General features: G+C 46.2%; 24 protein-coding genes and 1 tRNA gene. 9 read left to right on the top strand and 16 right to left on the bottom strand.

Annotation, left to right across the window (positions count from 1 at the left end; all coding sequences use genetic code 11):
* Positions 1-20: 20 nt before the first annotated feature.
* The 3 genes from paaC to paaA are packed head-to-tail and all read right to left on the bottom strand — an operon-like array spanning position 21 to position 2,157.
* Complete coding sequence (gene paaC / locus DXN04_RS09480; protein WP_116853088.1) at positions 21-764, bottom strand: 1,2-phenylacetyl-CoA epoxidase subunit PaaC; 744 nt, start codon at positions 762-764, stop codon at positions 21-23.
* Positions 765-769: 5 nt separating this feature from the next.
* Positions 770-1,135, bottom strand: a complete 366-nt coding sequence (locus DXN04_RS09475) for a 1,2-phenylacetyl-CoA epoxidase subunit B (protein WP_199415006.1) — start codon at positions 1,133-1,135, stop codon at positions 770-772.
* A gap of 20 nt (positions 1,136-1,155) precedes the next feature.
* Positions 1,156-2,157: a 1,2-phenylacetyl-CoA epoxidase subunit PaaA gene (gene paaA, locus DXN04_RS09470; RefSeq protein WP_199415005.1), complete on the bottom strand. Its 1,002-nt coding sequence runs from the start codon at positions 2,155-2,157 to the stop codon at positions 1,156-1,158.
* 51 nt (positions 2,158-2,208) lie between these two features.
* On the opposite strand from paaA, the gene DXN04_RS09465 reads away from it, so the two are divergent.
* On the top strand, positions 2,209-2,784 hold the full coding sequence (locus tag DXN04_RS09465; RefSeq protein ID WP_158568930.1) for a hypothetical protein: 576 nt from the start codon (positions 2,209-2,211) through the stop codon (positions 2,782-2,784).
* On the opposite strand, the gene DXN04_RS09460 is transcribed toward DXN04_RS09465, so the two are convergent.
* From DXN04_RS09460 to DXN04_RS09445, 4 genes are all read right to left on the bottom strand, one after another.
* A complete protein-coding gene (locus DXN04_RS09460; protein ID WP_116853086.1) occupies positions 2,779-3,681 on the bottom strand; it encodes a M28 family peptidase in 903 nt (300 codons plus the stop codon). The genes DXN04_RS09465 and DXN04_RS09460 overlap by 6 nt on opposite strands.
* A gap of 149 nt (positions 3,682-3,830) precedes the next feature.
* Complete coding sequence (gene feoB, locus DXN04_RS09455) at positions 3,831-5,966, bottom strand: ferrous iron transport protein B (protein WP_116853085.1); 2,136 nt, start codon at positions 5,964-5,966, stop codon at positions 3,831-3,833.
* A gap of 149 nt (positions 5,967-6,115) precedes the next feature.
* Positions 6,116-7,879, bottom strand: a complete 1,764-nt coding sequence (locus tag DXN04_RS09450) for a PspC domain-containing protein (protein WP_116853084.1) — start codon at positions 7,877-7,879, stop codon at positions 6,116-6,118.
* Between the two features lie 40 nt (positions 7,880-7,919).
* A complete protein-coding gene (locus tag DXN04_RS09445) occupies positions 7,920-8,246 on the bottom strand; it encodes a PadR family transcriptional regulator (protein WP_116853083.1) in 327 nt (108 codons plus the stop codon).
* 289 nt (positions 8,247-8,535) lie between these two features.
* On the opposite strand from DXN04_RS09445, the gene DXN04_RS09440 reads away from it, so the two are divergent.
* The 3 genes from DXN04_RS09440 to DXN04_RS09430 all read left to right on the top strand — a co-directional run bounded on the left by DXN04_RS09440 (position 8,536) and on the right by DXN04_RS09430 (position 11,386).
* Entirely contained in the window at positions 8,536-8,826 is a 291-nt protein-coding gene (locus tag DXN04_RS09440) for a hypothetical protein (protein WP_116853082.1), read from the top strand.
* Between the two features lie 180 nt (positions 8,827-9,006).
* Positions 9,007-10,656 carry a SulP family inorganic anion transporter gene (locus DXN04_RS09435; RefSeq protein WP_116853081.1) on the top strand — a complete coding sequence of 550 codons (1,650 nt, stop codon included), beginning with the start codon at positions 9,007-9,009 and terminating at the stop codon, positions 10,654-10,656.
* A gap of 49 nt (positions 10,657-10,705) precedes the next feature.
* Positions 10,706-11,386 carry a carbonic anhydrase family protein gene (locus DXN04_RS09430; protein WP_116853080.1) on the top strand — a complete coding sequence of 227 codons (681 nt, stop codon included), beginning with the start codon at positions 10,706-10,708 and terminating at the stop codon, positions 11,384-11,386.
* Between the two features lie 64 nt (positions 11,387-11,450).
* On the opposite strand, the gene DXN04_RS09425 is transcribed toward DXN04_RS09430, so the two are convergent.
* From DXN04_RS09425 to DXN04_RS09415, 3 genes are read right to left on the bottom strand one after another with little or no spacing between them, the layout of a single operon-like run.
* Positions 11,451-12,584: a methionine aminotransferase gene (locus tag DXN04_RS09425; RefSeq protein WP_116853079.1), complete on the bottom strand. Its 1,134-nt coding sequence runs from the start codon at positions 12,582-12,584 to the stop codon at positions 11,451-11,453.
* A 3-nt stretch (positions 12,585-12,587) separates the two neighbouring features.
* On the bottom strand, positions 12,588-13,679 hold the full coding sequence (locus DXN04_RS09420) for a mannose-1-phosphate guanylyltransferase (RefSeq protein ID WP_116853078.1): 1,092 nt from the start codon (positions 13,677-13,679) through the stop codon (positions 12,588-12,590).
* A 4-nt stretch (positions 13,680-13,683) separates the two neighbouring features.
* Complete coding sequence (locus DXN04_RS09415) at positions 13,684-14,658, bottom strand: KpsF/GutQ family sugar-phosphate isomerase (protein ID WP_116853400.1); 975 nt, start codon at positions 14,656-14,658, stop codon at positions 13,684-13,686.
* Between the two features lie 295 nt (positions 14,659-14,953).
* Between DXN04_RS09415 and recQ the strand changes: the two genes are divergently transcribed.
* From recQ to DXN04_RS09400, 3 genes are all read left to right on the top strand, one after another.
* On the top strand, positions 14,954-17,155 hold the full coding sequence (recQ, locus tag DXN04_RS09410) for a DNA helicase RecQ (RefSeq protein WP_116853077.1): 2,202 nt from the start codon (positions 14,954-14,956) through the stop codon (positions 17,153-17,155).
* A gap of 15 nt (positions 17,156-17,170) precedes the next feature.
* Positions 17,171-17,944 carry a DUF3050 domain-containing protein gene (locus tag DXN04_RS09405; protein ID WP_116853076.1) on the top strand — a complete coding sequence of 258 codons (774 nt, stop codon included), beginning with the start codon at positions 17,171-17,173 and terminating at the stop codon, positions 17,942-17,944.
* Positions 17,945-18,019: 75 nt separating this feature from the next.
* Positions 18,020-18,092: transfer RNA gene (locus tag DXN04_RS09400), tRNA-Phe, on the top strand.
* Between the two features lie 315 nt (positions 18,093-18,407).
* Here DXN04_RS09400 and DXN04_RS34525 read toward each other — a convergent pair.
* The 6 genes from DXN04_RS34525 to rpiA all read right to left on the bottom strand — a co-directional run bounded on the left by DXN04_RS34525 (position 18,408) and on the right by rpiA (position 22,100).
* On the bottom strand, positions 18,408-18,593 hold the full coding sequence (locus DXN04_RS34525) for a hypothetical protein (RefSeq protein WP_147319883.1): 186 nt from the start codon (positions 18,591-18,593) through the stop codon (positions 18,408-18,410).
* 89 nt (positions 18,594-18,682) lie between these two features.
* Entirely contained in the window at positions 18,683-19,384 is a 702-nt protein-coding gene (locus DXN04_RS09390; protein WP_116853074.1) for a class I SAM-dependent methyltransferase, read from the bottom strand.
* Positions 19,385-19,516: 132 nt separating this feature from the next.
* Positions 19,517-19,879 carry a DUF1304 domain-containing protein gene (locus DXN04_RS09385; protein ID WP_116853399.1) on the bottom strand — a complete coding sequence of 121 codons (363 nt, stop codon included), beginning with the start codon at positions 19,877-19,879 and terminating at the stop codon, positions 19,517-19,519.
* A gap of 103 nt (positions 19,880-19,982) precedes the next feature.
* Entirely contained in the window at positions 19,983-20,816 is an 834-nt protein-coding gene (locus tag DXN04_RS09380; protein WP_116853073.1) for a sulfurtransferase, read from the bottom strand.
* Positions 20,817-20,830: 14 nt separating this feature from the next.
* Positions 20,831-21,385, bottom strand: a complete 555-nt coding sequence (locus DXN04_RS09375; protein WP_116853072.1) for a methyltransferase family protein — start codon at positions 21,383-21,385, stop codon at positions 20,831-20,833.
* Between the two features lie 40 nt (positions 21,386-21,425).
* Positions 21,426-22,100: a ribose-5-phosphate isomerase RpiA gene (gene rpiA, locus DXN04_RS09370; RefSeq protein ID WP_116853071.1), complete on the bottom strand. Its 675-nt coding sequence runs from the start codon at positions 22,098-22,100 to the stop codon at positions 21,426-21,428.
* Positions 22,101-22,204: 104 nt separating this feature from the next.
* Between rpiA and DXN04_RS09365 the strand changes: the two genes are divergently transcribed.
* Together DXN04_RS09365 and DXN04_RS09360 are read left to right on the top strand one after the other, a co-directional pair.
* Positions 22,205-23,476 (top strand): MFS transporter, encoded by a 1,272-nt coding sequence (locus tag DXN04_RS09365; RefSeq protein WP_116853070.1) that lies wholly within the window; start codon positions 22,205-22,207, stop codon positions 23,474-23,476.
* A 93-nt stretch (positions 23,477-23,569) separates the two neighbouring features.
* A complete protein-coding gene (locus DXN04_RS09360) occupies positions 23,570-24,484 on the top strand; it encodes a carotenoid biosynthesis protein (RefSeq protein ID WP_116853069.1) in 915 nt (304 codons plus the stop codon).

The raw sequence follows: 24,484 nt of genomic DNA, 5'->3' as shown, positions 1-24,484 counted from the left end.
ATTATCTTCAGTTAAAAAGCTCACCAGGCTGCAGCAGGATCCTGTCTGAACACTTCTCCCATTTCTTCCAGTAAAGCATGCAGGTAAGGTGTGTGCTGACCATACCTGCCACCATAAGCAGGCGTTACTTCTCCAGGAAGATTCAGGGCTGCTTTGGTCAATACAGGATAAATATTCTCCATCCAGCGCTCCTGTAATACCTTCTCTCCGGGGTATACATCACTCAACCCTCCATCATCAGGACCCGGTTCAAAAATACCTGCCGCCAGCGGGAAACAACTGTCCAGCGCTGCCTGCATTTTTTCATGACTCTCCGCCCCTCCTTTTCCCAGCTGGATGATCCAGGCATCTGCATGAAGTGTATGGTATTTCAGTTCCCCTTTTACTTTTTGGGCCAGTTGCCGGAGTGGCAGAAAACTGCTTTCCAGCAGACTACTATAGCGTACAGTCTCTGCATGATCAAACAGAAAATGTCGCATCAGACTAAATTCATAAGTACCAATGGGCATCTCTGTAAGATGACAGCATTTGTATTCTGATGCAGGTCTTAAAAATGCGAACTGGTCAGGATCCTGGCCACCTTCCATGTCCTGCAGCATGCGGTAAAGCGCCCAGGCATGTCCTATCTTGTCCTGTGCCATGGAAGAGAAAGCAATGTCTTCTTCCATTACAGGGCCGAGCCCCGTCCATTCAGAATTACGGTGGCCCAGTATCAGGGCATCGTCAGCCATTTTGGTGACAAGTTCTTTTATTAAGTTTTCCATTATTGTCAGGGCTTACCTTTGAACTTATTGATCTTTTCCATCACCTTGAACCCGCTGGCATCGCGGTAGGTCTTCTCCATATTGTTGGCAAACATATCTTCATCTTCCAGCCCGAAAGCCAGAATGTCCGCACTGCGCACTACCCAGAGATTCACACATTTCTTTCTTCTACCAAATTGCTCTTTGGCGAAAATCAGCGCCATTTGTGGATCTGGTGCGTGTACACACCCCACATGTTCATGGTGTGCGCCGCGCTTTTCCTGGTGAAATACTTCATAGGCCTGCCAGTTTTCTCCTTCTTCTATGGTAAAGGGGGCATCAATATTATCTAACCGGAGCCGGTTGACACGTGGATCTAATGAGTCAGTCATAATCGTGAAAAAAATTCTTGTTAAGCTACGGGGGCTGTTTGTCGTTTCATTTCTTCCGGGCGCATCAGGGCTTTTCTTATCCAGCGGCCATTTTCCTCCGCCCATTTTCTTACATCCAGTCTTTCTTTATTACAGGGTCCATTGCCCTTGATCACTTCGAAAAACAGGTCCCAGTCCGGGTCGGAATATTCCCACTTTCCTGTCTCCGGGTTCTTTTTCAATAATGGATCCGGCAGGGTCAATCCCAATTCCCAGATCTTAGGAACATATGTATCGAGAAACTGGTTGCGCATGTCGTCATTGCTGGCCATCTTCACTTTCCATTGCATCAGCTTTTCGCTGTGATTGCTGGCTTTATCAGGAGGACCAAAGAAGTGCATGATGGGTTGCCACCAGCGATTCAACGCATCCTGCAGCATTGCCTTTTGTGCCGGCGTACCGGTCGCCAGTTCTATAAATGCATCGTGGCCCTGCTTGAGGTGGAAACTTTCCTCATAGCAAATGCGCTCCAGTGCCCTGCAATAAGGGCCATAAGACCCTTTGGCATTCGCTACCTGGTTCACAATAGCCGCAGCATCAATCAGGAAACCAATCACAGTTACATCCGCCCAGGTTTCAGCAGGATAATTAAAGACATTGGAATATTTAGACTTGCCACTGAGCAGGTCGTTGATCATAGCCTCCCTGGATTTGCCCAGGGTTTCGGCTGCATTATAAAGCAACTGCCCATGGCCTATTTCATCCTGTACTTTGGCTATGAGCGCCAGTTTACGTTTGAAGCCGGGTGCACGGGTGATCCAGGTACCTTCTGGCAGGGCACCGATAATTTCGGAATGAGCATGCTGTTCTATTAAGCGGATCAGCTGCCTGCGGTATTCGGCCGGCATCCAGTCGCCAGGTTCGATCTTTTCCCCATTGGCGATGCGCTTTTCAAAAGCGGCCAGTTTTTCGGGGTCGTCCGGGGTTTGCGCGGACAGGGGCTGCCTTTTCGGCTCTTCAAAGATGTATCCACCACCGTACATAGTGTGATTGTTTTGGTAACCTGTAAGTTACGAAAAATGTACCTTTAATGTGTGCGCAGTATTATCATATGGACCTGTTGCCTTTTTGGATCACTGATGAGTACCCAACCAGTCATCAAAGTCGTTTTTGTACCTGATACCCGGCCTGAAAATTCTCAATCTGATACACTCTTTTACCATTCTGATAGAAAACTACAGTGGTCTGATTTCCAGGCTGCTCCCCCCTCCCGGCCGAAAAGCGGAGCGGTATCCTACAGCAGCTTTGCCTACGAGGGCGGCAGTATCAGAAAGAAAGATACCCTCTACATCAACCTCACCTTGCAGGTCTTTCATATCAAAAGTGCCTCCTGGGTGACTCCCCCGGTACAGGATGATTATGGACTGGCGCATGAACAGCTGCATTTTGATATCACCTGGCTCGTAGCCCTGCGCTTCAGGAAAAAGGTGACGCAAATGGAACTGACTGCCGATGATTACGACAGCATGATCCAATATGAATACATCGAATCCTTCAGGGAAATGAACCGCCTGCAGGAAGCGTATGACAGGGAAACCAACCATGGCATCAACCATTTTGTACAATACCAATGGCAGCAGGCGATTGCCGATTCCCTCAGGGCATTATAAACCCTTGTCCGCTGCCAGCACTACATTCAGGATGTGATTCGTAGCCTGGTAATAAAAGGATGGTTGAATATGCTCAAACTCATCAGAGAGCTTGTGGTAGTCGGGGTGATCTTCCACGCCAAAATATAAGAACGGGATCTTCAGTTTGTGGAATTCATACTGATCACTCTGGCTGATCCAGTTGTTGCTGCCATCTTCTTTATGATCATGACCAGCAATCAGTTTGACAGTACCTGATTTTGCAGCCGCAGCATCTACAAAAGGCTTCAGTGCAGGATATGGAGTCACACCACATACATACAGTTCATTCTTGTCATTGCGGCTCACCATATCCAGATTTACATTCAGCAGAAAACGGTTGACTGGTACGGGTGGGGTCTTTACAAAAGCTGCAGCGCCTTTCAGCCCCTCTTCCTCACCATCGAAAGCAACGAAAATAAGGGTATGTTCAGGTGTGTGCTTTTTGAAATATCCTATCAGGGCAAGTAAACTACCTACACCGGAAGCGTTATCGTCAGCGCCATTGTAAATACTATCCTTTCCTGCCTGGTCTTTCTTTATCCCTAAATGATCGTAGTGTGCGCTGATTACGATAACTGATGCTGACTTACCACTGATATAGCCATACAGATTGGTACCCATTACCTGCTTATCAGCTTCCTGGTAATAGAAGGGATATTCGTAAGTCTTATTAAAGGCTTGTAAACCAGATTGTTTGAAACGGTCTAAGAGATAAAACTGGGCCATCCTGCTGCCTTTGGTGCCTGTGCGGCGGCCTTCGAATTTATCGGCAGATAAAGTGCGGATGTCCTTAATGAGTTGAACAGAATCAATATTGGTCTGCGCTTTTGCTAATACGCCTGTCAGGAGCAGGCAACACAGTATGGTTGTTTTCATAATCAGCTGGATGATAGTTCGCAATATAAACTATTTCACTGCGCGCTATCACCCTGCCGGAAAAAACGGTATGGAATCGTTTTGAATTGTTACTAAAAGCATCAGCCACTGGTTAAGGGGTGGCGTGCTTACAAATAAGAATAAGTTTATCAGCTCAGCAGCTGGTATGCCAACAATGCACTCAGGTAAGCCAGCGCTGTCATATATACAAATTGAATGGCAGGTAACTTCCAGGATTTGGTCTCCCGCTTCACAATCGCCAATGTACTCATACACTGCATGGCAAAGGCATAAAACAGCATCAGCGAAATTCCACTGGCCAGTGTGTATACCGGCCGGCCATCTCTCCAGGTAGCACCATGCATTTTTTCCCTTAAAGTGGCATCATTGTCTTCTTCTGACTCACCCACGCTATACAAGGTCGCCATTGTACCTACGAAGACCTCGCGGGCGGCAAAGGACGTGATCAAAGCGATACCGATTTTCCAGTCAAAACCTAAAGGACGGATTACCGGTTCTATGGCATGCCCCAGGCCTCCTGCATAGGAATTGGCCAGTTTTTCCATGGCTTCCTGCCTGTTCAGGTCCTCTGTCTTATCTGGTTGTGCGGTCTTTAATTGTTCGTATTTCGTGGACACAGCCTCCATCTTTTTCGATGGTCCATACGATGCCAGGAACCACAGGATAATGGAAATTACCATGATTACCTTACCCGCATCCGTGATAAAGATCTTCGCTTTCTGCAGCATAGTGGTACCTACGTTCATCCAGCGGGGAGCACGGTATACCGGCAGCTCCATGATGAAGTAGCTCTTTTCTTTGATCTTCACAAAGATCTTCAGGATCGCAGCTATGATCAGTGCCATCACAAAACCTAAGAGGTACAATCCCATCATCACTAAACCCTGTAAATTGAGGATACCCAATACAGGTTTGTTTGGAATCACCAGGGCAATCATCACTGTATAGATAGGCAGACGGGCAGAACAACTCATGAGTGGTGTAATCAGAATTGTAATCAGCCTTTCCTTCCTGTTTTCAATGTTACGGGTAGCCATGATAGCGGGTACGGCACAAGCTATTCCACTAATCAATGGCATGACAGACTTTCCATTCAATCCCACCTGGCGCATCAGGCGATCGGTGAGAAAACTGATCCTGGCCATATAGCCGGTATCTTCCAGGATAGTAATGAACCCAAAGAGGATCATGATCTGGGGTACGAATACCGCGATCCCGCCTAAACCGGCAATGATACCATTGATGAAGATGTCGGAGAGCTGATTTTGCGGCAGCACATCGGACAGCCAGCCACTCAGCGCACCAAAACCACCCTCGATCCAGTCCATCGGGAAAGAGGCCAGCCAGAAAATACTCTGGAACATAATGGCCATGATCACCAGCAAAATCACATACCCCCAGAAGCGGTGCAGGAGAAGATCATCGATCTTTTCTGTCTGTAACTGTTTCTGCAAAGGATCTGCTTCCACGACTGAGTTACGCATGATATGCTTGATACGGGCATAGCGCTGCATAATTTCGTCTGCCTGTACTTTCGTTTTATTAAACTGGTGCGTTTCAACAGACCTGGAGATGGTTTCTTTCTGTGCTGCATTCAGGAAGTATAGTTCATTGTGATTCACAGCTATATGCAGGGCAGCATAGTCACTCTTCACAGGTACTACTTTCTTGATATCGGTAATTAGCTCAGGGGCCAGCGCACGGCTGTCTATAAAATCACGGGGAGGTGCAGACTGCTTTTCCCGGGTCACGAGTTCAATGATCTTTTTCAGTTCCGGAATCCCTTTATTCTTACGGGGATTAACGGAGACCACCGGTACCCCTAATTCCCTTTCCAGGCCGGCTTCATCGATTTCCACCCCCTTTTTACGGGCAATGTCCATCATGGTCAGTCCAATGATAACGGGGATTTTCAGGTCTATGATCTGGGAACAGAAGAGCAGGTTACGTTTCAGATTGGAAGCATCGGCAATAATGAGGATAATGTCTGGCAGCTCCTCTCCCTGAGGATTTACCAGCACATCATACGTTACTAATTCATCGGCACTCTTGGGATAAAGGCTGTAGGTACCGGGCAGGTCAATTATGTTGGCTTGCAGTGTGGCTGAAATGGTCGCCGCACCGGTTTTCTTGTCAACAGTTACCCCCGGGAAATTACCAACCTTCTGGTTCAGTCCTGTCAAAGCATTAAATAACGAGCTCTTGCCACTATTCGGATTCCCTACCAGCGCAATATTGATCTTTCCATTTTTATTAGCCTGCATTCCTTATCTTCTCCGGTTAAAAGAACAAAACTAGGCATTTAAATGTCAGCTGTTTGATCAATTCGGGAAAAATGTGGTTAAATAAAAAAACCACGGTAAAGACCGTGGTATTCATTTCTTTAACTATTGAACTTATTGTGATGAAAAGTTTAGCTCAAAAGTTTGTAAAGACTGTAGCTGATGGCATCTCCGCCTTCAAAGGCTACTTTTCCTTTACCAGTAGCGTTCGCTGCCTTGGTAGAATCTTCTTCTGCCGGGGTGGTATGGCGCTCCTGTTTTCCTTTGTAGCGGTAATTATCGTCTGAGGAATCATTCTCTGATTCGTGCTTGTTTGATTTGTTATCCACTCCATCAGGAGTCATTTTCATTATCTGCACATCGTTATTATCATCATCATCACTGTCAAAGTGGACGTTATCCCAGTCTCCATCCCATTTCCAGCTGCTATAGTGGTTACGAACTTTTCTGTCCATTTCCACCTGCTTGTCAACCGGCACCCTGATGATGAGGCGTACACGCTGGTCACGGAACTTGCTGTTTCTTGGGATAGAAATACCTGCGGGCAGGTAAATCACTGAGTCCTGTTGGGTGATTGGGAAAGAGATCTCCTGTGCCAGCATCCTTGCCTGGGAGATACTACGGCCCCTGGCCATACGCTGTACTTCCAGGTAGAAACTGTCATTCTTGCTCTTCTCTACATTTACACGGTAACTATTGATAATTACAGTATCGTCAGCCAGTTTCAGGTCATCATCAAAGAAACTTTCTTCTACCTGCACCAGGTTGTCCATTTCTTTAAAGACGATCTTACCGTTAGAAGGTTGCACGATAGCAAAATTTTCTTTTACAGTATTCCGTAACCTGAAGTCTTTTGCTACAGAAATAGCTACCAGTATTCCAAACACCAGGCCTGTGAACCAGAGGAAACTAAGGGTATAACCCACATAGCGGTTCGTCTGCTTTACACCCGTGAGCTTGCGGATGATGAAGATGACAATCCCCACAATCGGTATCCCGATCAACAGGAATACAGATGGCCAGAAGAGCAGGTTTTGCAGGGTGCCTGACAATATCAGGTCTTTGAATGGCAGAAGGACCGGAGAAGCAACTGTGATCATTACGCCCACTACCAGCAGGACGAGGAGGATGACTACAGCCAGGAAGTAAAAGAAGCCTTTAGTCAGTACGATCAGAACGCGGCCTAATACATCAAAAAAGTTACGGCCAAAACGTTCTATATCATTTCCAACTTGTCTTCCCCGGCCCTGAGAAAAATTTCGCATTTCGTTTCCGATATGCTTGAAATGGGCCTTGGTAGCATTAATTTCATCCTGAACAGCAGTTTTGATGTTGTTCACATCTACACGCTCTCCTCTCATTTGCAGCTTTTCAGCAGCAGTATTAGCTTCAGGTGTTACGATCCATAATATGAAGTATACCAGTATACCGGAACCGAAACCACCAATCGCCAGCAGGGCGAAGATGATACGGAAAACCACCGGGTCTACGTTCAGGTAAGCACCCAGACCACCGCATACACCACCCAGTACCTTTGCATCCGGGTCACGGTATAAACGCTTCCTGGTGCGGAAACTATCGTAGATAGGATCGCTGGCAGGTGCTGACTGCTGCTTGGTATTTGTATCGTCGCTTTCTTCAAACTGGTCCGGTGTGCCCATCACAGCTTTCACGCCGATTACATCTTCGTCAGTGATGCAATGTGCACCCTTCTTGATTTTATCCTGGAAGATCTCTGCAATACGACCTTCAATATCACTCACTATCTCATCCGCACCTTCCTCCCTTGCAAAGTATTTTTTCAAACTGTCCAGATACTGCCGCAGTATCTCATATGCGCTATCCTCAATGGGAATAAGGCGGCTGGCCAGGTTTATGTTAATAATCTTTTTCATTACTCGTTGCTATTTATTAGATTTTAGTTTGGATGGATTTTTATTTACTTGTGAGCTGATGTACCGCGTTTGCCAGTTCGTTCCAGGTCTTTTCCAGTTCCAGGTAGAATTCCTCTCCCTTGTCGGTCATGGAAAAATATTTCCTTGGTGGACCTGAGTTACTTTCTTCCCATCTGTAACTCAGTAATTCTGCGTTCTTCAACCGTGTTAATAAAGGATAAAGAGTGCCCTCCAGGATATCCAGCTTTGCTTCTTTCATTTTTTCGATAATGTCTGAAGGGTAAGCTTCTCCTTGCTTGATGATGCTCAGGATGCAGAATTCAAGCACGCCCTTTCGCATCTGTGATTGTGTGTTATCTATGTTCATGGCAAGTGAGCTTTATTAATTGTCTTACTATGTTCATACTATTTGGTTTTTGATATCTACGATACAAAGATAAGGGGATTTATACTACTATGCAATACACAATACCTTTTTAAGCAAAATAATTTGCTTTGTTTATTACTCGTTAAAACATAATGAGCTAGTATTCAACTACTTGATATTTTGGAGGTAGAGAAAATTTATGATGAGCGGTAAAAAAAATAACGTTTAACATATTTTTAAATCGTATATTTACGATACGTCTCAGCTTTTATTATTTTTGTAAAGACACATGAAAAAGGTTATCGGCATATTCCTTCTTACACTGATGTGTATCCAGCTCCTTCCAATAAAGGAGATGGGAAGGTTACTGTTTAATAACCAGATTGTGGAGGAACATCCCTCAGATGGATGCTCGGGTGATGATGTAGTCAAGCTCGCCAAAGACTTAAAATGGCTGAAGCACCATGATCACTCCTTCCACGAACCTTCCCTTTTTCTTAGCAAGATCCATTTCACAGTAATGGAGAACATTCTTAAAGGCCCCGCCAGGGAAATACACTGCCCCCCTCCCAACTGCTAAAGCTCATTTTCTTTAATTCTATTGCATCCGGCACCACTATGCCTTCGATGCTGCTTTTACACATTTATTACTACTCAAACACAAAATTCCATAGGGAATGCTATGCCTACGCGGGAAAGCGCACTGGCACTGCTATCCCCATGACCAACCTCGCGCAAGCGTAATTAAATTCTATTGACTATGAGCAGGCAAAATATATTCTCGAACGTCAAAGGCGACCTCTCCTCAGGTCTTGTAGTATTTCTGATTGCGGTGCCTTTATGTCTCGGTATTGCCCTGGCATCCGGTGCTCCATTGTTCTCCGGTATGATCGCCGGCATTATCGGGGGCCTGGTGATTGGCTCCCTGAGCGGTGCTCAACTGAGCGTAAGCGGCCCTGCTGCAGGTCTTACCGCTGTGGTACTCTCTGCCATCACCAGGTTTGGCGTTTTTGACGTATTTCTCATGGCCGTTGTGATCGGTGGCGTGATTCAATTCGGACTCGGCCTGCTTAAAGCAGGTACCGTAGCCAACTACTTCCCTTCCAATGTGATCAAAGGGATGCTCACTGCCATTGGTATTATTATTATAATGAAGCAACTTCCACATGCCTTTGGCTATGACGCTGATTCTGAAGGAGATTTTACCTTTATCCAGGTAGACGGACATAATAGCATCACTGCTTTGCTGTCCACTATCAACCATATCCACCTGGGTGCGACTATAGTTTGTGTTATTTCGGTGCTGATCATCCTCTACTGGAACAAAATTCCTAAAGTAGGGGTGATCCCTGCACCACTGGTAGCCGTAATCACTGCCGTGGTGCTGAATGCCATCTTTATTGCCATCGGTAGTAAACTGGCCATTGCACCTTCTCACCTGGTGAGCCTGCCGGTGCCTCAGAGCTTCGGCGACTTTATCGGGCAATTTACTACTCCCGATTTCAGCTCCATTACCAACAAGGAAGTATGGATCGTAGGTGCCACTATCGCCATCGTAGCCTCAGTAGAAACCCTGCTGAACGTAGAAGCGACTGACAAACTGGATCCGCTGAAAAGACATACGCCTCCTAACCGTGAACTGCAGGCACAGGGCATCGGTAACATTATAAGCGGAATGATCGGTGGTCTGCCTATCACCTCCGTAATCGTTCGTTCATCTGCCAATATCAATGCAGGTGGCCGTACCAAACTCGCTACCATCACACACGGCGTACTGCTCCTGGTATGTACAGCCCTGATTCCTACCATCCTGAACAAGATTCCGCTGGCTACCCTCGCCGCCGTACTACTGGTGACCGGGTATAAGCTCTGCAAAATCTCCATCTTCAAAGAGATGTTCAAAAATGGTAAGTACCAGTGGGTGCCTTTCGTGGTGACTGTAGTAGCTATCGTATTTACCGACCTGCTGATTGGTATCACATTAGGCATGGCGGTTAGCGTGATTGCCATTCTGAGAGGTAATATGCGTAGCTCCTACTATTTCCGCAAGGAAAAATACCAGAACGGCGACAGCATCAGGCTGGAACTTGCACAGGAAGTATCATTCCTGAACAAAGCCAGCATCCTGCTTACCCTGGATCACATGCCGGAGAACACAACAGTAGTGATAGATGCAAGCAATACAACCTATATAGATTTCGATGTCCTGGAATCTATCAGGGAATTTAAAGATGTAAAAGCAGCTCAAAAGAACATTAATGTGGTGCTAGCGGGGTTTAAGAATGAGTACAAAATCCAGAATTCTGAAAATATTCCTGCCGATTACCAAGCCGATATCAGGTCCGGACACGTACATACTATATCCACCGGTAATCATGAGCAGTTATTGAAAGAATTGCAACTGAACTAAACCAATTGTTGACCCGCCATTTAAAAACCAATAAAAAAAAGTGAAAAGAATGAAAACGTTAAATAAATCTCTGCAAGACAAACTGACTCCAGCTACTACCCTGGAACTGTTAAAGAATGGTAACGCCCGCTTCGTGGAGAACCTCCGCCTGCACCGCGATCACCTGGAACAGATCAATGAAACCCGCGATGGTCAGTGGCCAATGGCCGCCATCGTGAGCTGTATGGACTCCCGCACTTCTGCAGAACTGATTTTTGATCAGGGCCTGGGAGACATCTTCAGTATCCGCCTGGCAGGTGCTGTGATCTCCGAAAATGTACTGGGTAGCCTGGAATATGCCTGCAAAGTAGCCGGATCCAAGTTTATCGTTGTACTGGGCCATAGCAAGTGCGGTGCCATCAAGGGTGCCTGCGACAAGGTTGAAATGGGTAACCTGACTGCCCTGCTGGGTAAAATTACCCCTGCCGTATACGCAGAAAAGACCATTACAAAAGACAGAACCTCTCATAACCCTGCGTTCGTACATGCGGTAACACATATCCATACCGAACGTTCCGTACAGGCAATTATGGAGCAAAGTCACATTTTACGCGAAATGATTCTTGCCGGAGAAGTAGGTATTATCGGAGCCATGTATGATGTCGAAACCGGCGTAGTGACTTTCCTGGAAAATACACTGATTATTGGTGAAGAAGTTGCGAAAGAGCAACTGGAGGCTGTAACTGTGTAACACAAGCCTTGCTTGTAGTCATATACAAAGGAAAAGCCGCTCTGATTACAGGGCGGCTTTTATTTTAGATCTTTTTAAGGCGCTCTACTGCCTTTTCAAGTGTTTCGTTCCTTTTGGCAAAACAAAACCTGACCACATGGTCATCCTTCCCATCTTCGTAAAAAGCAGATACCGGAATACTCGCTACCCCGAACTCTTTCGTGATCCGGATCGCAAAATCCTTATCCCCCTCATCTGATATACGATCGTATTTCATCAGCTGGAAATAACTGCCTGAAGAATGGAGAGGCGTAAAGCGGGTATCCTTCATGAGCGACAGGAAATAATCCCTCTTCTCCTGGAAGAATGCCGGCAGGCTCAGGTAATGATCCGGCGTTTGCAGGAACTTAGCCAGGCCATACTGCATAGGCGTGTTTACGGAGAAACACAGGTACTGGTGCACCTTTCTATACTCCGCCATCAGGTGAGCCGGTGCTATACAATAGCCCATTTTCCACCCCGTATTATGAAATACCTTCCCGAAAGAGAAGGTCACAAAGCTGTTTTTCAACAAAGAAGGATAGCGCAATATGCTCAGGTGTTCCTTCCCGTCATAAATGAGGTGCTCATATACTTCGTCGGAGAGAATGAGAATATTATGCTCCGCCACCAGCTTTTCCAGTTCCGCAATGTCATTCGGCGTAAGAATGCTGCCGGTTGGATTGTGCGGTGTATTGAGCATGATCATCTTCGTACGGGGCGTAATCTTACTCCGCACCAGCGACCAGTCTATATGATAGTCAGGAAATGAAAGTGGAACCCGTACCGGAACCCCGCCATTCACCAGTACATTCGGAATATAACTGTCATAGGCAGGTTCAAAGATGATCACCTCATCGCCAGGACCAATTACTGTCGCTATAGCGGTGAAGATGGCATACGTACCTCCCGGGGTAACGGTGATTTCCGTATCCGGATTGACACTTTGCCCGTACAGTAAACGAATCTTTTCAGCAATCGCCTCGCGCAGGGGCATGATCCCCGGCATGGGAGCATATTGGTTATATCCTGCTTCCATGGCCTCGCCTACAAGGTGCTTCAGGGTTTCGTTACAATCAAAATCAGGAAAACCCTGCGACAGGTTGATGGCAGCATGCTGCGCAGCCAGGCCCGACATGACCGTGAAGATCGTCGTTCCTACATTGGGTAATTTGGACATATCTTAAAGGTACTTCTCTCCTTTGTTGCGCTTTACCTCCGCTACATATTCCTTGATCGCCTGCTCATTGTCTTTGCGGCAGATCAACAATACATCGTTGGTATCGACTACGATGAACTCATCGAGGCCCTGCAATACCAGTAACTTATCGTGGGGAGCCCTTACCATACAGTTCGTTGCATCTATCATCATCACGTTCTTTCCCTGAATGGCGTTGCCGGAATCGTCCCTTTCCAGGTTCTCGTAGGCAGATGCCCAGGTACCCAGGTCACTCCATCCGAAATTGGCAGGAATCACATACACATTATCTGCCTTTTCCATGATACCGTAATCTATAGAGATATTGGTACACTGAGGATAGATGGTTTCTATCGCCTTTTTCTCCCCGGGAGTGTTCAGGGCGGATCTGTATTGCTGGAAGAGCTCATCTACCTCTGGCAGGTAGGTCTTCAGGGCAGCGAGAATGGTTTTCACGTTCCATACGAAGATACCGGCATTCCAGAGGAAGTCTCCACTTTGTATAAAAGTCCTGGCCAGTTCTAAATTCGGCTTTTCTGTGAAGGTCTTCACAGGGTATACATTGTCCGCAACCTGCTGGGTTTCAAACTGGATGTAGCCATACCCCGTGTCAGGACGGGTAGGTTTGATGCCCAGGGTCACCAATGCACTATTTTTCTGAACAAACATCAGGGCATTGAGGCAGGTGCTGGTAAATGCAGTCGCATCCATGATCAGGTGATCAGCCGGCGCACAAATGATGTTTGCCTTGGGGTCCTGTCCATAAATCTTGTGCGAAATATATGCAATGCAGGGTGCCGTGTTCTTCCTGGATGGTTCGGGGACAATGTTGTCAACGACCACATCCGGCAGTTGTTCCTGCACCTTGCCAATATAATGCTGGTGCGTAACTACAAAAATGTTTTCCCGTGGAATAAACTGGGAGAATCGCTCATATGTCCATTGCAGAAGGCTCTTCCCCGTATTCAAAATATCGAGGAATTGCTTTGGATAGTCAGTACGGCTATAAGGCCAGAACCGGCTACCTATACCTCCGGCCATAATGGCCACATAAAAATGCCTGTTCACGTAAGTCATCGTGTCAAATAATTCCTTCCCGGATTAAATCATGTAAATGAATAATACCTATATACTTCTTGTCATCCAGCACTAACAACTGGGTAATATCATGTTGTCTCATCATCTCCAGGGCATTTACAGCCAATTCATCACATTGAATTGTTTTGGGGTGGCGAGACATAATATCACTGGCAGTCACATTGTCAGTTGACATACTTTTTTCCAGCATACGGCGCAGATCACCATCTGTAATAATGCCGCTTAGTTGGTCATTGCTATCTAATACGGCTGTTACTCCCAGCATGCCGGAACTAATAGCCACGATTACATTTTTCAATGAACTATCCAGATATACCTTAGGCGCATCGTGCTGACGGCATAGATCCAATACCTTGAGATACAATTTTTTACCAAGCGTACCCCCCGGATGGAATTTTGCAAAGTCAGCAGCCGTAAAACCATGCCATTCTATTAAACACACGGCCAGGGCATCCCCCATTGCCAATTGGGCAGTGGTGCTCGTAGTAGGTGCCAGGTTATTCGGACAGGCCTCCTGGTCAACAGTTGTATTTAACAAGAGGTCTGCCTCCAGTGCAAGATAAGAATCAATATTGCCCGTCATGGCAATCAACTTGTTGCCAAAACTCTTGACCAACGGTACCAATACCTTGATCTCCGGCGAATTGCCGCTTTTCGAAATACAGAGAATAACATCTTCATCCCGGATCATACCCAGATCCCCATGGATAGCATCGGCTGCATGCATATAGAGGGCAGGTGTACCTGTAGAATTAAGTGTAGCCACAATTTTCTGGCCAATGATAGCGCTCTTGCCTATACCAGTGACAACTACCCTGCCTGTACAGGCAGCGATGAGTGCCACCGACTGCTCAAAGTCAGCATTGATAAACTTCTGAAGATTGTCTATCGCCGCAGCTTCAACCTGGAGTGTCTTTTTTGCTATAGCTGCTATATTAATATCCGTTCTGTTTTTCATGAGCATTGCAAAGTTAACCAGTATTAGGGAGATTCGGTCCTATACATGCACCTATTTTATAATGAGTTGCGCTGAATCATTCCTTATTCTCATTCCCTACTATACCAGCCGCAGCCTCTACCTGCTGGCCCTGCTGCTAAATCGCATGCCAAAGCAGTACTGGACCTCATTTCGGATAAATTTAATTGGGGGTCAATGCAATTTTAGTTAACTTCGTGTCCCCTAAAAAACACATAAACAATATCCATAATTTGTTACTTTCTTTAGAGTTTATTTGTTTTAAATTTTGAATGCAATGGCTGTTGTAAAGGTAAGTTTGATAGATGCATTACGGGAACATTTTGGATTTGATTCTTTTAAAGGGAATCAGGAAATTATCATTAAAAGCATTCTTGCCCGCAAAGATACTTTTGTCATAATGCCAACCGGCGGAGGCAAGTCCCTTTGCTACCAACTCCCGGCATTAATGAGTCCAGGATGTGCTCTGATCGTCTCTCCGCTCATAGCTTTAATGAAAAACCAGGTAGATCTAGTTCGCTCCTACAGTAGCAAGGATAATGTAGCGCATTTTCTAAATTCTACCCTTTCTAAAGCTCAAATCAAGAAAGTAAGAACCGATCTCCTCTCCGGAAAAACCAAGATGTTATACGTAGCACCGGAAACATTGACCAAGGCTGAAAACCTGGAGTTTTTCAAGGAACTGGACATCTCTTTCATAGCAGTGGACGAAGCGCACTGTATCTCAGAATGGGGACACGATTTCCGTCCTGAGTACCGCCGCCTCAAGGAAATGATAGAAATGATCAATGGCGATCTGCCTATCATCGCCCTCACCGCCACCGCGACTCCAAAAGTACAAAGCGATATCGTCAAAAACCTGGGTCTCCGCGATCCGCAGGTATACCTCTCCTCCTTTAACAGGCCTAACCTCTACTATGAGATCCGCCCAAAAAGGAAGAAAGAACAGACCATCCGCGAAATCGTCAAGTTTATCCACCAGCATAAAGGTAAAAGCGGTATCATCTATACCCTGAACCGTAAAACCACCGAAGAACTGGCAGACATGCTGGTAGCCAACAATATCAAAGCTGTTGCTTACCACGCAGGTCTGGATGCCGGCACCCGCGCCCAGCGGCAGGATATGTTCCTGCACGAAGAGTGTGAGGTAATCGTAGCTACCATCGCCTTCGGTATGGGTATCGATAAGCCGGACGTTCGCTTCGTTATTCACTACAACATTCCCAAGAGCCTGGAAAACTACTACCAGGAGACGGGTCGTGCAGGTCGTGACGGCCTGGAAGGGATCTGCGTATGCTTCTACTCCTACAAGGACGTTCAGAAGCTGGAACACCTGATGCGCGACAAGCCCCTCAGCGAAAGGGAAATGGGCGCTCAGCTCATCAACGAAACCGTTGCCTACGCCGAAAGCTCTGCCTGCCGCCGCAAAGTGATCCTCCACTACTTCGGTGAGAAGTACGAAGAACACCAGTGTAACGGTGCCTGCGACAACTGTCGTAATCCAAAAGAAAAGATTGAAGTTAAAAACCGTGTGGTTATTGTACTCAAAGCCATCCAGTCTCTGGAAGAACGCTTTGGCACCGACTACGTTGTCAATATCATCACCGGCAAGATCAACCCGCAGATCACTACCTATGGTCACAACCAGCTGGAAGTGTTTGGCAAGGGTAAAGAATTCGATGCACACTTCTGGAACTCCCTCATCCGCCAGATGATGCTGGAAGACCTGATTGCCAAAGACATCGAAGAATATGGCCTGCTAAAGATCACTGATAAGGGTAAAAAGTTCCTCAAAACCCCTTACTCTATCATGGTCTCTCTCAACCACCAATTTGAAGAAGAAGGCAATGAAGAAGATGAAGTAGCCGCAGAAGCCCAGGCTTCCGCTGACCCTGTTCTCTTCGAAATGCTGAAAGAGCTGCGTAAAAAAGTAGCAAAAGAAAAGAACCTCCCTCCATTCGTCATCTTCCTCGAGACCTCCCTCGAAGACATGGCTACCCAGTACCCTACTACCGTACAGGAACTGGAGAAAATACAGGGTGTAAGCAAGGGTAAAGCCATCCGCTATGGCAAACAGTTCGTAGATGTCATCTCTAAATATGTAGAGGAAAATGATATCGTAAAACCGGATGACTTTGTCATGAAGAGCGTGGTGAATAAGAGCGGCCTGAAAGTATTCATTATCCAGAATATCGATAAGAAAATGCCTCTGGAAACCATCGCCCGCAACAAGGAACTCACCATTCCTCAACTGCTGGACGAAATGGAAACCATCGTGGCAAGCGGCACCAAACTCAATCTTGACTATTGCCTTGATGAAGAACTGGACGACTACGCCCAGGACGAAATCATGGAATACTTCAAAGGCTGCGAGACCTCCAGTCTGGCACTGGCCCGCGAAGAACTCATCGATAGCGACTACACCATTGAACAATTGAAATTGATGCGTATTAAGTTCCTCGTAGTATACGGGAACTAAAATAATAAACCAACCATGGGACAGGATTCGATCAGAGCAGCTATTGCTCCTGTAAGGGAAAAGATTATTCAGCACCCGCTATATCATGAAATGCAACGCATGGAAGACATCCGGTCATTCATGCAGTACCATATCTTCGCCGTATGGGATTTCATGTCACTTTTAAAATCCTTGCAACGCAAACTTACCTGCACCAACCTGCCATGGGTACCCGTAGGTAGTGCGGCTACCCGCTTTCTGATCAATGAAATCGTAACAGGCGAAGAGAGTGATATCGATCCTGATGGTAAGCGTGTCAGCCATTTTGAATTATACCTGGATGCAATGAAACAAGTTGGCGCAGATACTTCAGTGATGGAGAATGCCCTGCTGTCCCTGCAAAAAGGTGTAGCCCTGACCGATATCTTTAACACCTTCCCCCCTGCCGCCAAAGCATTTGTACAACATACTTTCGACCTGATCGAAAATGCACCGATCCATGTGCAGGCGGCTGTTTTCACCTTTGGCCGTGAAGACCTTATTCCTGATATGTTCGTAGCACTGGTAAACGATCTGGACAAGCAGTTCCCCGGACAGATCAGCCTGTTCAAGTACTACCTGGAACGTCATATCGAAGTGGATGGTGATCATCATAGTCACCTCGGAATGGAGATGGTAGAGGAGCTTTGTGGTACTGATACACTCAAATGGGAAGAAGCTGCCAGCGCCTGCCGCGAAGCATTGGAGCAGCGGAATGCACTGTGGACAGGCATTCTGGAGGAAATTCGTGCAACTGCAATAATTTCTTAGAATAATATTTGGATTTTAAATTCATATTTTGTTATCTTTGCACTCCCTTCGAGAGAAGGATGTGAGTAAAGAGTTGGTGTGGTAGCTCAGTTGGTAGAGCAAAGGACTGAAAATCCTTGTGTCGCCGGTTCGATTCCGGCCCTCACCACAAAAAAGAAAAAGCGATTACGAAAGTAGTCGCTTTTTTTTTTTCCACCTTAAGTCCACGTCTTCTTCGATGCTTCTTCGACGCTTGTTCGACTCTTCTATATCCAAACCTCACCGCTACCAAAACATCAACTTTCCTTAAATAATCTGCGCTATACACCCCATTCTCTAATCCCACTATTAACCCCTTCCCTAACTCCTGCATTAGCCCCCCCTCTAATGTGCCCCTGGTGCCGCCATACTTTCACCCAGCAATTTGTACACATGCCAGCTATCCCCCAGGTACGGATCTCGCCTGAATGCATTCAGCCAGGCATCAACAACTTCTTCCGGAGAAATGTAATAGTGATCCTTTTGATAATACCATCGCTATATTCGCCAGCGACATCCGTATATCATCCGGAAAGTGACCTCTTAAATATCCGGGAAATTTCGGGTTCCTGTCGTGTACCAGATCAGAGCGATCTGCAATCAGCGCATAGGGTACAAACTCATATTTCATTTCTTAAAATCGACAAGGAGCTACAAACAATGCATAGTCCATTAAAATTTAAAAAGGCCACCTTTGCAGATGGCCCTTATATCAGTAGTTTATTTCTTCTTACATATCACAATGTGATTCAGGAAGGCATCATATCGCTTTGGCAGTATCGCATTCAGGAACATTACCCAGATATTCATCAGGGAGATCGTAATGTTTGTCACCAGCTTCCTCAGCGGCGGGAAGAAGTTGAACTTGGACAGAATAGAACTATCCATATACGACATCCTGATCTGCGCCTGTGTCTGTACTGAAGTACCCAGCTTTTCGTAATACACGATTTCAAATCCTTTACGCTCCAGCAAACTCTTTAAGCCAAATGAAGTATAACGGCTGCAATCGTTCGGTGCCTCGTGCTCAGCGATCAGGAACGGCATGGTGATCAATATGGTCCCTCCAGGTTTCATCACCCTGTGCAGCTCAGAAATCATATCTTCCAGGTTGAACACATGCTCAAACACCTCCGTGGACAATACGCTATCAAACGAATTGTCTTCCAGCGGCAATGTCAGCCCGTCATAAAACACATCTATCTGCTCGTTCTCATGGCTATGCCCCTCTCCCTGGAAATCTACACCTATATATTCATCTACGTTAATAAGGGTCTTATAAGGCTTACTACCGCAACCAAAGTCCAACATACGGCCATGAAGCACGTTGAAATGCTTTTTCAGGTTCGTGATCAACAGATTACGAGTTATGTAGAACGACTGATTGATGGTCGGATTGAAATCTTTGCTTACATTCTTCATAGTGACACCAAAAATACATTTTTACCCGGTAGTGTATCCTATTCCTTTCAAAAAAACGCCCAAATCCCCACACGGGAATTTCGTTCAGGCCTGCGGCCGGCTTCATTAAATGCAAAAATGAGACAACACTTATTACGCCAATAAAGTCAGCACCAATCCGATCAATGCCGGCAGCCCCTGTACAAAGAAGATCTTCTTCGCAGCAGTAAGGGCTCCGAAAACACCTGCTATCACCACACAACTCAGAAAGAACACGGCTATATTTTTCTGCCATGCAGGATCACTGATAAAAAAAGACCAGATCAGGCCTGCTGACAGGAAACCATTGTACAATCCCTGGTTGGCAGCCAGTCCTTTTGTAGGCTTAAACAGCTCCGGAGGCAGTTGTTTGAAAGTTCGTTTACCCGCAGTTTCCCAGGCAAACATTTCCATCCACAGGATATACAAATGCTCCAGCGCGACAAGTGCTACAAAGATCTTCGCGATAATGACCATAAATTTAGTTTGTTGGTAGAGCCTCTTTTGTTTTTTCCCCGGTACAGGATGCATTCCTTCCCGTATCAAAATCCCAATTGAGTCCCATCCCCGTTTGATTTGATTATGCTACCGGCCGTGCAGGATCCGTGATCCACTCACTCCATGATCCTGCATACAGTTTAGGTACAGGATAGCCGGCATATACTGACAACAGTACATTGTAAGCTGCCGTTACTCCAGAGCCGCAATAAAATACGACATTCCCCTTTGCAAATTCTTCTTTGAAATGTTCTTTATACACGGAAGGCGCAGCCACCCCTTCTGCACCTATCTGTGCATTGAAAGGTTTGGAAATAGCCGTTGGAATATGCCCCGCTACCGGATCGATCGTTTCATTCTGTCCCGCATATCTGTCAGCTGTTCTGCTATCTACCAGGCAGGTATTACCTGCTTCGATAGATGCCATGACTTCATTCACTGATGCCAGCATACTATCATTAAAATGGGCTACAAACTGCTTTGGCTGCAGCGGCATAATATCAGCAGTTAGAGGATAACCCTGCGCTGCCCACACACCTTTTCCTCCATTCAACACAGCTACCTTTTCATGCCCTGCCCAGCGCAGCAACCACCACATCCTGGCCGCAGCCATGAAACCGGCTGTGGCATCATAAACCACTACCTGCACATTTTCGTCAATACCCAGTTTAGAAAAAGTCTTTACCAAAGCATCTTTCTTTGGCAATGGATGACGGCTGGTTTTCCCTGCTATTATTTCTCCTGACAGGTCGTAATGCAGGTCTGCATATACTGCGCCCGGAATGTGTGCTTTTTTATATTCTTCTACACCCCATTTTTTATCAGCCAGCGAATAGCTGCAATCAACAAACAGGAAGTTAGGGTCGTGCAAATTTTCAAGGGCCTCTTTCGGCTGAATGAAAGTAGTATAGCTCATAATCTTTTAGTTTTTTAAAACACAAACGGTATCAGCCGCCATGTCCTCTTTTTATACTGTAAATACTCCTCTCCGAAGTTATTTATCAACACCCGTTCCTCTACATACATCCTATACAAAAACGCGCCGGTGACAGGCAATACCGTGATCAGAAATGCAATGTGATTATTCATTGCAATGCCATTCCCTACAAATGAAATCAACGAGCCCAGGTATGATGGATGCCGCAAATATTTATACACACCATGCTGTATGATCTGATGATCCTCCCGGATAGATACATCTACCGTAAAGTAATGCCCCAGCGTATAGATCGAATAAAACCGGAACATCATACCTATTACAATCAGCGCTATTCCAAACTTAGAAAAATAAGCATAATTCACGATCGGGGCTGCTGTATGTTCCGCTACATAAGATCCCAGCGGCAGCGTAGCCATAATCGTCACCCAAATCCAGAGCAACGATTTTCTGTCTGCTTTCTGTCTTTCCTGTGGTCCGGAACGAAAAATGCGGTTCAGAAAAATCTCTGAAGCCAGCCAGATAGCGACAATAGTTGTGTATAACATAAAGATGCAGGTTTTTCAATAGGTCTGATGCTCAATCACCTCAGATGGTTTTTACGTCTCCGTTTTCATAGGCAATGATCACTGTAGGTTTCAGATTCAGGAACAGGCCCGTCTCTACAACGCCGGTTAGTGTTTTTAATTGTTGATGCAGCTGCTCCGGTTCACGGATTACGCCAAATGAACAATCGATAATGTAATTGCTGTTGTCCGTAATATAAGGCTGATCGTCTTTCGTTCTGAGTGTAGGATGTCCCTGCAGGGCCTGTAGTGTTTTGAATACCAGCTCCCAGCCAAAAGGTACAACTTCTATCGGTAATGGAAACTTCCCAAGCGTCTTTACATATTTTCTTTCGTCACCTACTATCACACGGTGCCTGCTGGCCAGTGCCACAATCTTTTCCCGGAGCAGGGAACCACCGCCGCCTTTTATCAGTTGCCCTTCTTCACTGATTTCGTCTGCCCCATCAATGTCCAGGTCCAGCTGCTGGATCTCGCTGAATGAGGTAATGGGGATCCCCAGTGCCAACGCCTGCTTTTCCGAAGCAATGGAAGTTGCCACTGCCTGGATATTCAATCCCTCCTTTACCATCTGACCGATCTTTTCGATCGCCCAGTAAGCGGTAGATCCTGTACCCAATCCTACCAGCATCCCTGGTTGTACCAAAGCAGCAGCTTTTTCGCCGGCAGCTTTCTTCGCTTTTGTGATTGCATCCATTGTATGACTCTTTAGAAATTTAATGCTAGTGTACAGCAATATAAGCCTTATTTTTACGATCCACCTTAGACCTCATTATGATTATCGACTCGCACAAGGGATCAATGACCACACTTCTTCGTATCAGGGCTATCTTCACCGGTTCTGTCGGCAACCTCGTCGAATGGTACGATTGGTATGCCTATGCTGCCTTTGCAATTTACTTTGCTCCTTCCTTTTTTCCCAAAGGGAATCCTACTGCTCAGCTACTGGATACGGCAGCCATCTTTGCCGTTGGTTTCCTCATGCGCCCGGTTGGTGGCTGGCTCTTTGGTACCATAGCTGATCGTACAGGTCGCAAAACGGCCATGACATTATCTGTGTTGCTGATGTCGCTGGGGAGTCTTATGATTGCGGTAGCTCCTACTTATCAGACTGCCGGTTTATTTTCCCCCATATTATTGTTATTGGCCCGCTTACTGCAAGGCCTGAGTGTAGGGGGTGAATACGGTACATCTGCTACCTACCTGAGTGAAATCTCTACTCCCGATAAAAGAGGTTTTTATTCCAGCTTTCAATACGTAACCCTTATAGGTGGTCAACTCATTGCACTGGGAGTGCAGTTAATATTGCAGAAAGTATTTCTCACACCTGATCAGCTGCATGCCTGGGGATGGCGGATTCCCTTTGTAATCGGTGCCCTCCTCTCCCTCTTTGCACTCATCATCCGCCGCCATATGGAGGAAACTATTTCTGTGAAGAAAGGCGATGAAAAACGGGGTTCGCTAAAAGTATTATTCAATGAACATCCCAGAGCTATCCTGACTGTAGTAGGCTTAACAATGGGTGGTACCCTCGCCTTCTATACTTACACGACATATATGCAGAAGTTCCTGGTGAATACCGTACATCTTACCAAGGAGAGATCTACTGTGCTTACCTTCTGGCTCATGCTTATTTATGCATGTATACAACCTCTCTGTGGATGGCTGAGTGATAAGATAGGACGCAAACCATTGCTGATTACTTTCGGGGTAGCCGGTACCTTATTTACAGTACCTATCCTGACTGCGGTGAGCCATGCCAGCACGGAGACCACAGCGTTTCTTTTATTATTAACTGCCCTGCTGATTGTAAGTGGGTATACTTCTATTAATGCAGTGGTGAAGGCTGAGTTGTTTCCTTCGCAGGTCCGGGCATTGGGTGTGGGTTTGCCTTATGCCTTGACGGTGGCGATCTTTGGAGGTACAGCGGAGTATATTGCACTTTATTGTAAGAATATCGGCCATGAGTCATGGTATTATTGGTATGTCACGGTGTGCGTGTTTGTTTCATTGTTGGTGTATGTATTTTTGAGGGATACCAGGAAGACTTCTTATATGAATAGAGAACTATAATTCGTTCTGCTGCTAAAGGAGTTTCTCTGCCAGGCTACAGCCGGACAATATGATTCTTTCTTACTGCCGCAGGCCATTTCAAATCCCATAAAAATGAATCGTCCATTCGCCGATATGCCTTACGGCTATCCCCCTGCTTTCTGCTATCCCCTTACCGAGATATGCATGTACATTCTCTTTCTCCTATGTTTATACCATGCCTGGAAACAAGGCATTTCCAAACTTGCTTACCTCCTCGGCGGCTTCGGCTTTGGCCTCCTCCTTGAATACATAAACGTCAGGGCTAATGCCGGCTACCGCTACGGCCACTTCCTCCTCATGATCCGCGATATCCCTGTAGGTATCGGCGCAGGCTGGGGCATCATCATGTATACCTCCCGCCTCATCACCGAAAGCATGCATATGCGCAGCTGGCCCGCAGCCGCCATGGAAGCATTACTCGCTTTAAGCATAGACTGGAGCATGGATGTAGTGGCCTACCGCCTCCATATGTGGCACTGGAACTGGGAAACGATCATCAATCCATCCGTTGCCCTCAGCGCCCAATACTTCGGCGTACCCTGGGGTAATTTCTACGGCTGGCTATGTGTTGTATTCTTCTACTCCCTCTTTTCCCGCTATCTCGAAAAGACCCGCATCTGGAAAGCAGCGATTCCCATCCTTGCCATTCTCATTTCACAAGTCGCCTTGTACGTCACCCTCTTCCCCATATCTTTTTTCCTAAAAAATCATTTTAATATCCTGAGCGCAGATAAGTTAGTATTTACCCTCCTTTTCTTTGCAATACTAACAGCAATTGAGATCTATAAAATGAAACGACATCCACTCAACCTACCCTTCATCACCTGGCTCGTTCCTGCCTGGTTTCACCTCTATTTTTTCTGCTGGCTATTCATCGGTGGCTTCGCTCAGGAAAATATCCTGATGACCATCCTCAGCGTACTGAGCTTATTAGTGGGAACGCTTATCCATTGGCTATTGATTTTAAATACTAAATCCCGAACTTAG

This window comes from Chitinophaga silvisoli, assembly GCF_003412465.1.
Classification (GTDB): domain Bacteria; phylum Bacteroidota; class Bacteroidia; order Chitinophagales; family Chitinophagaceae; genus Chitinophaga; species Chitinophaga silvisoli.
This window is presented reverse-complemented; position numbering and strand designations above follow the sequence as displayed.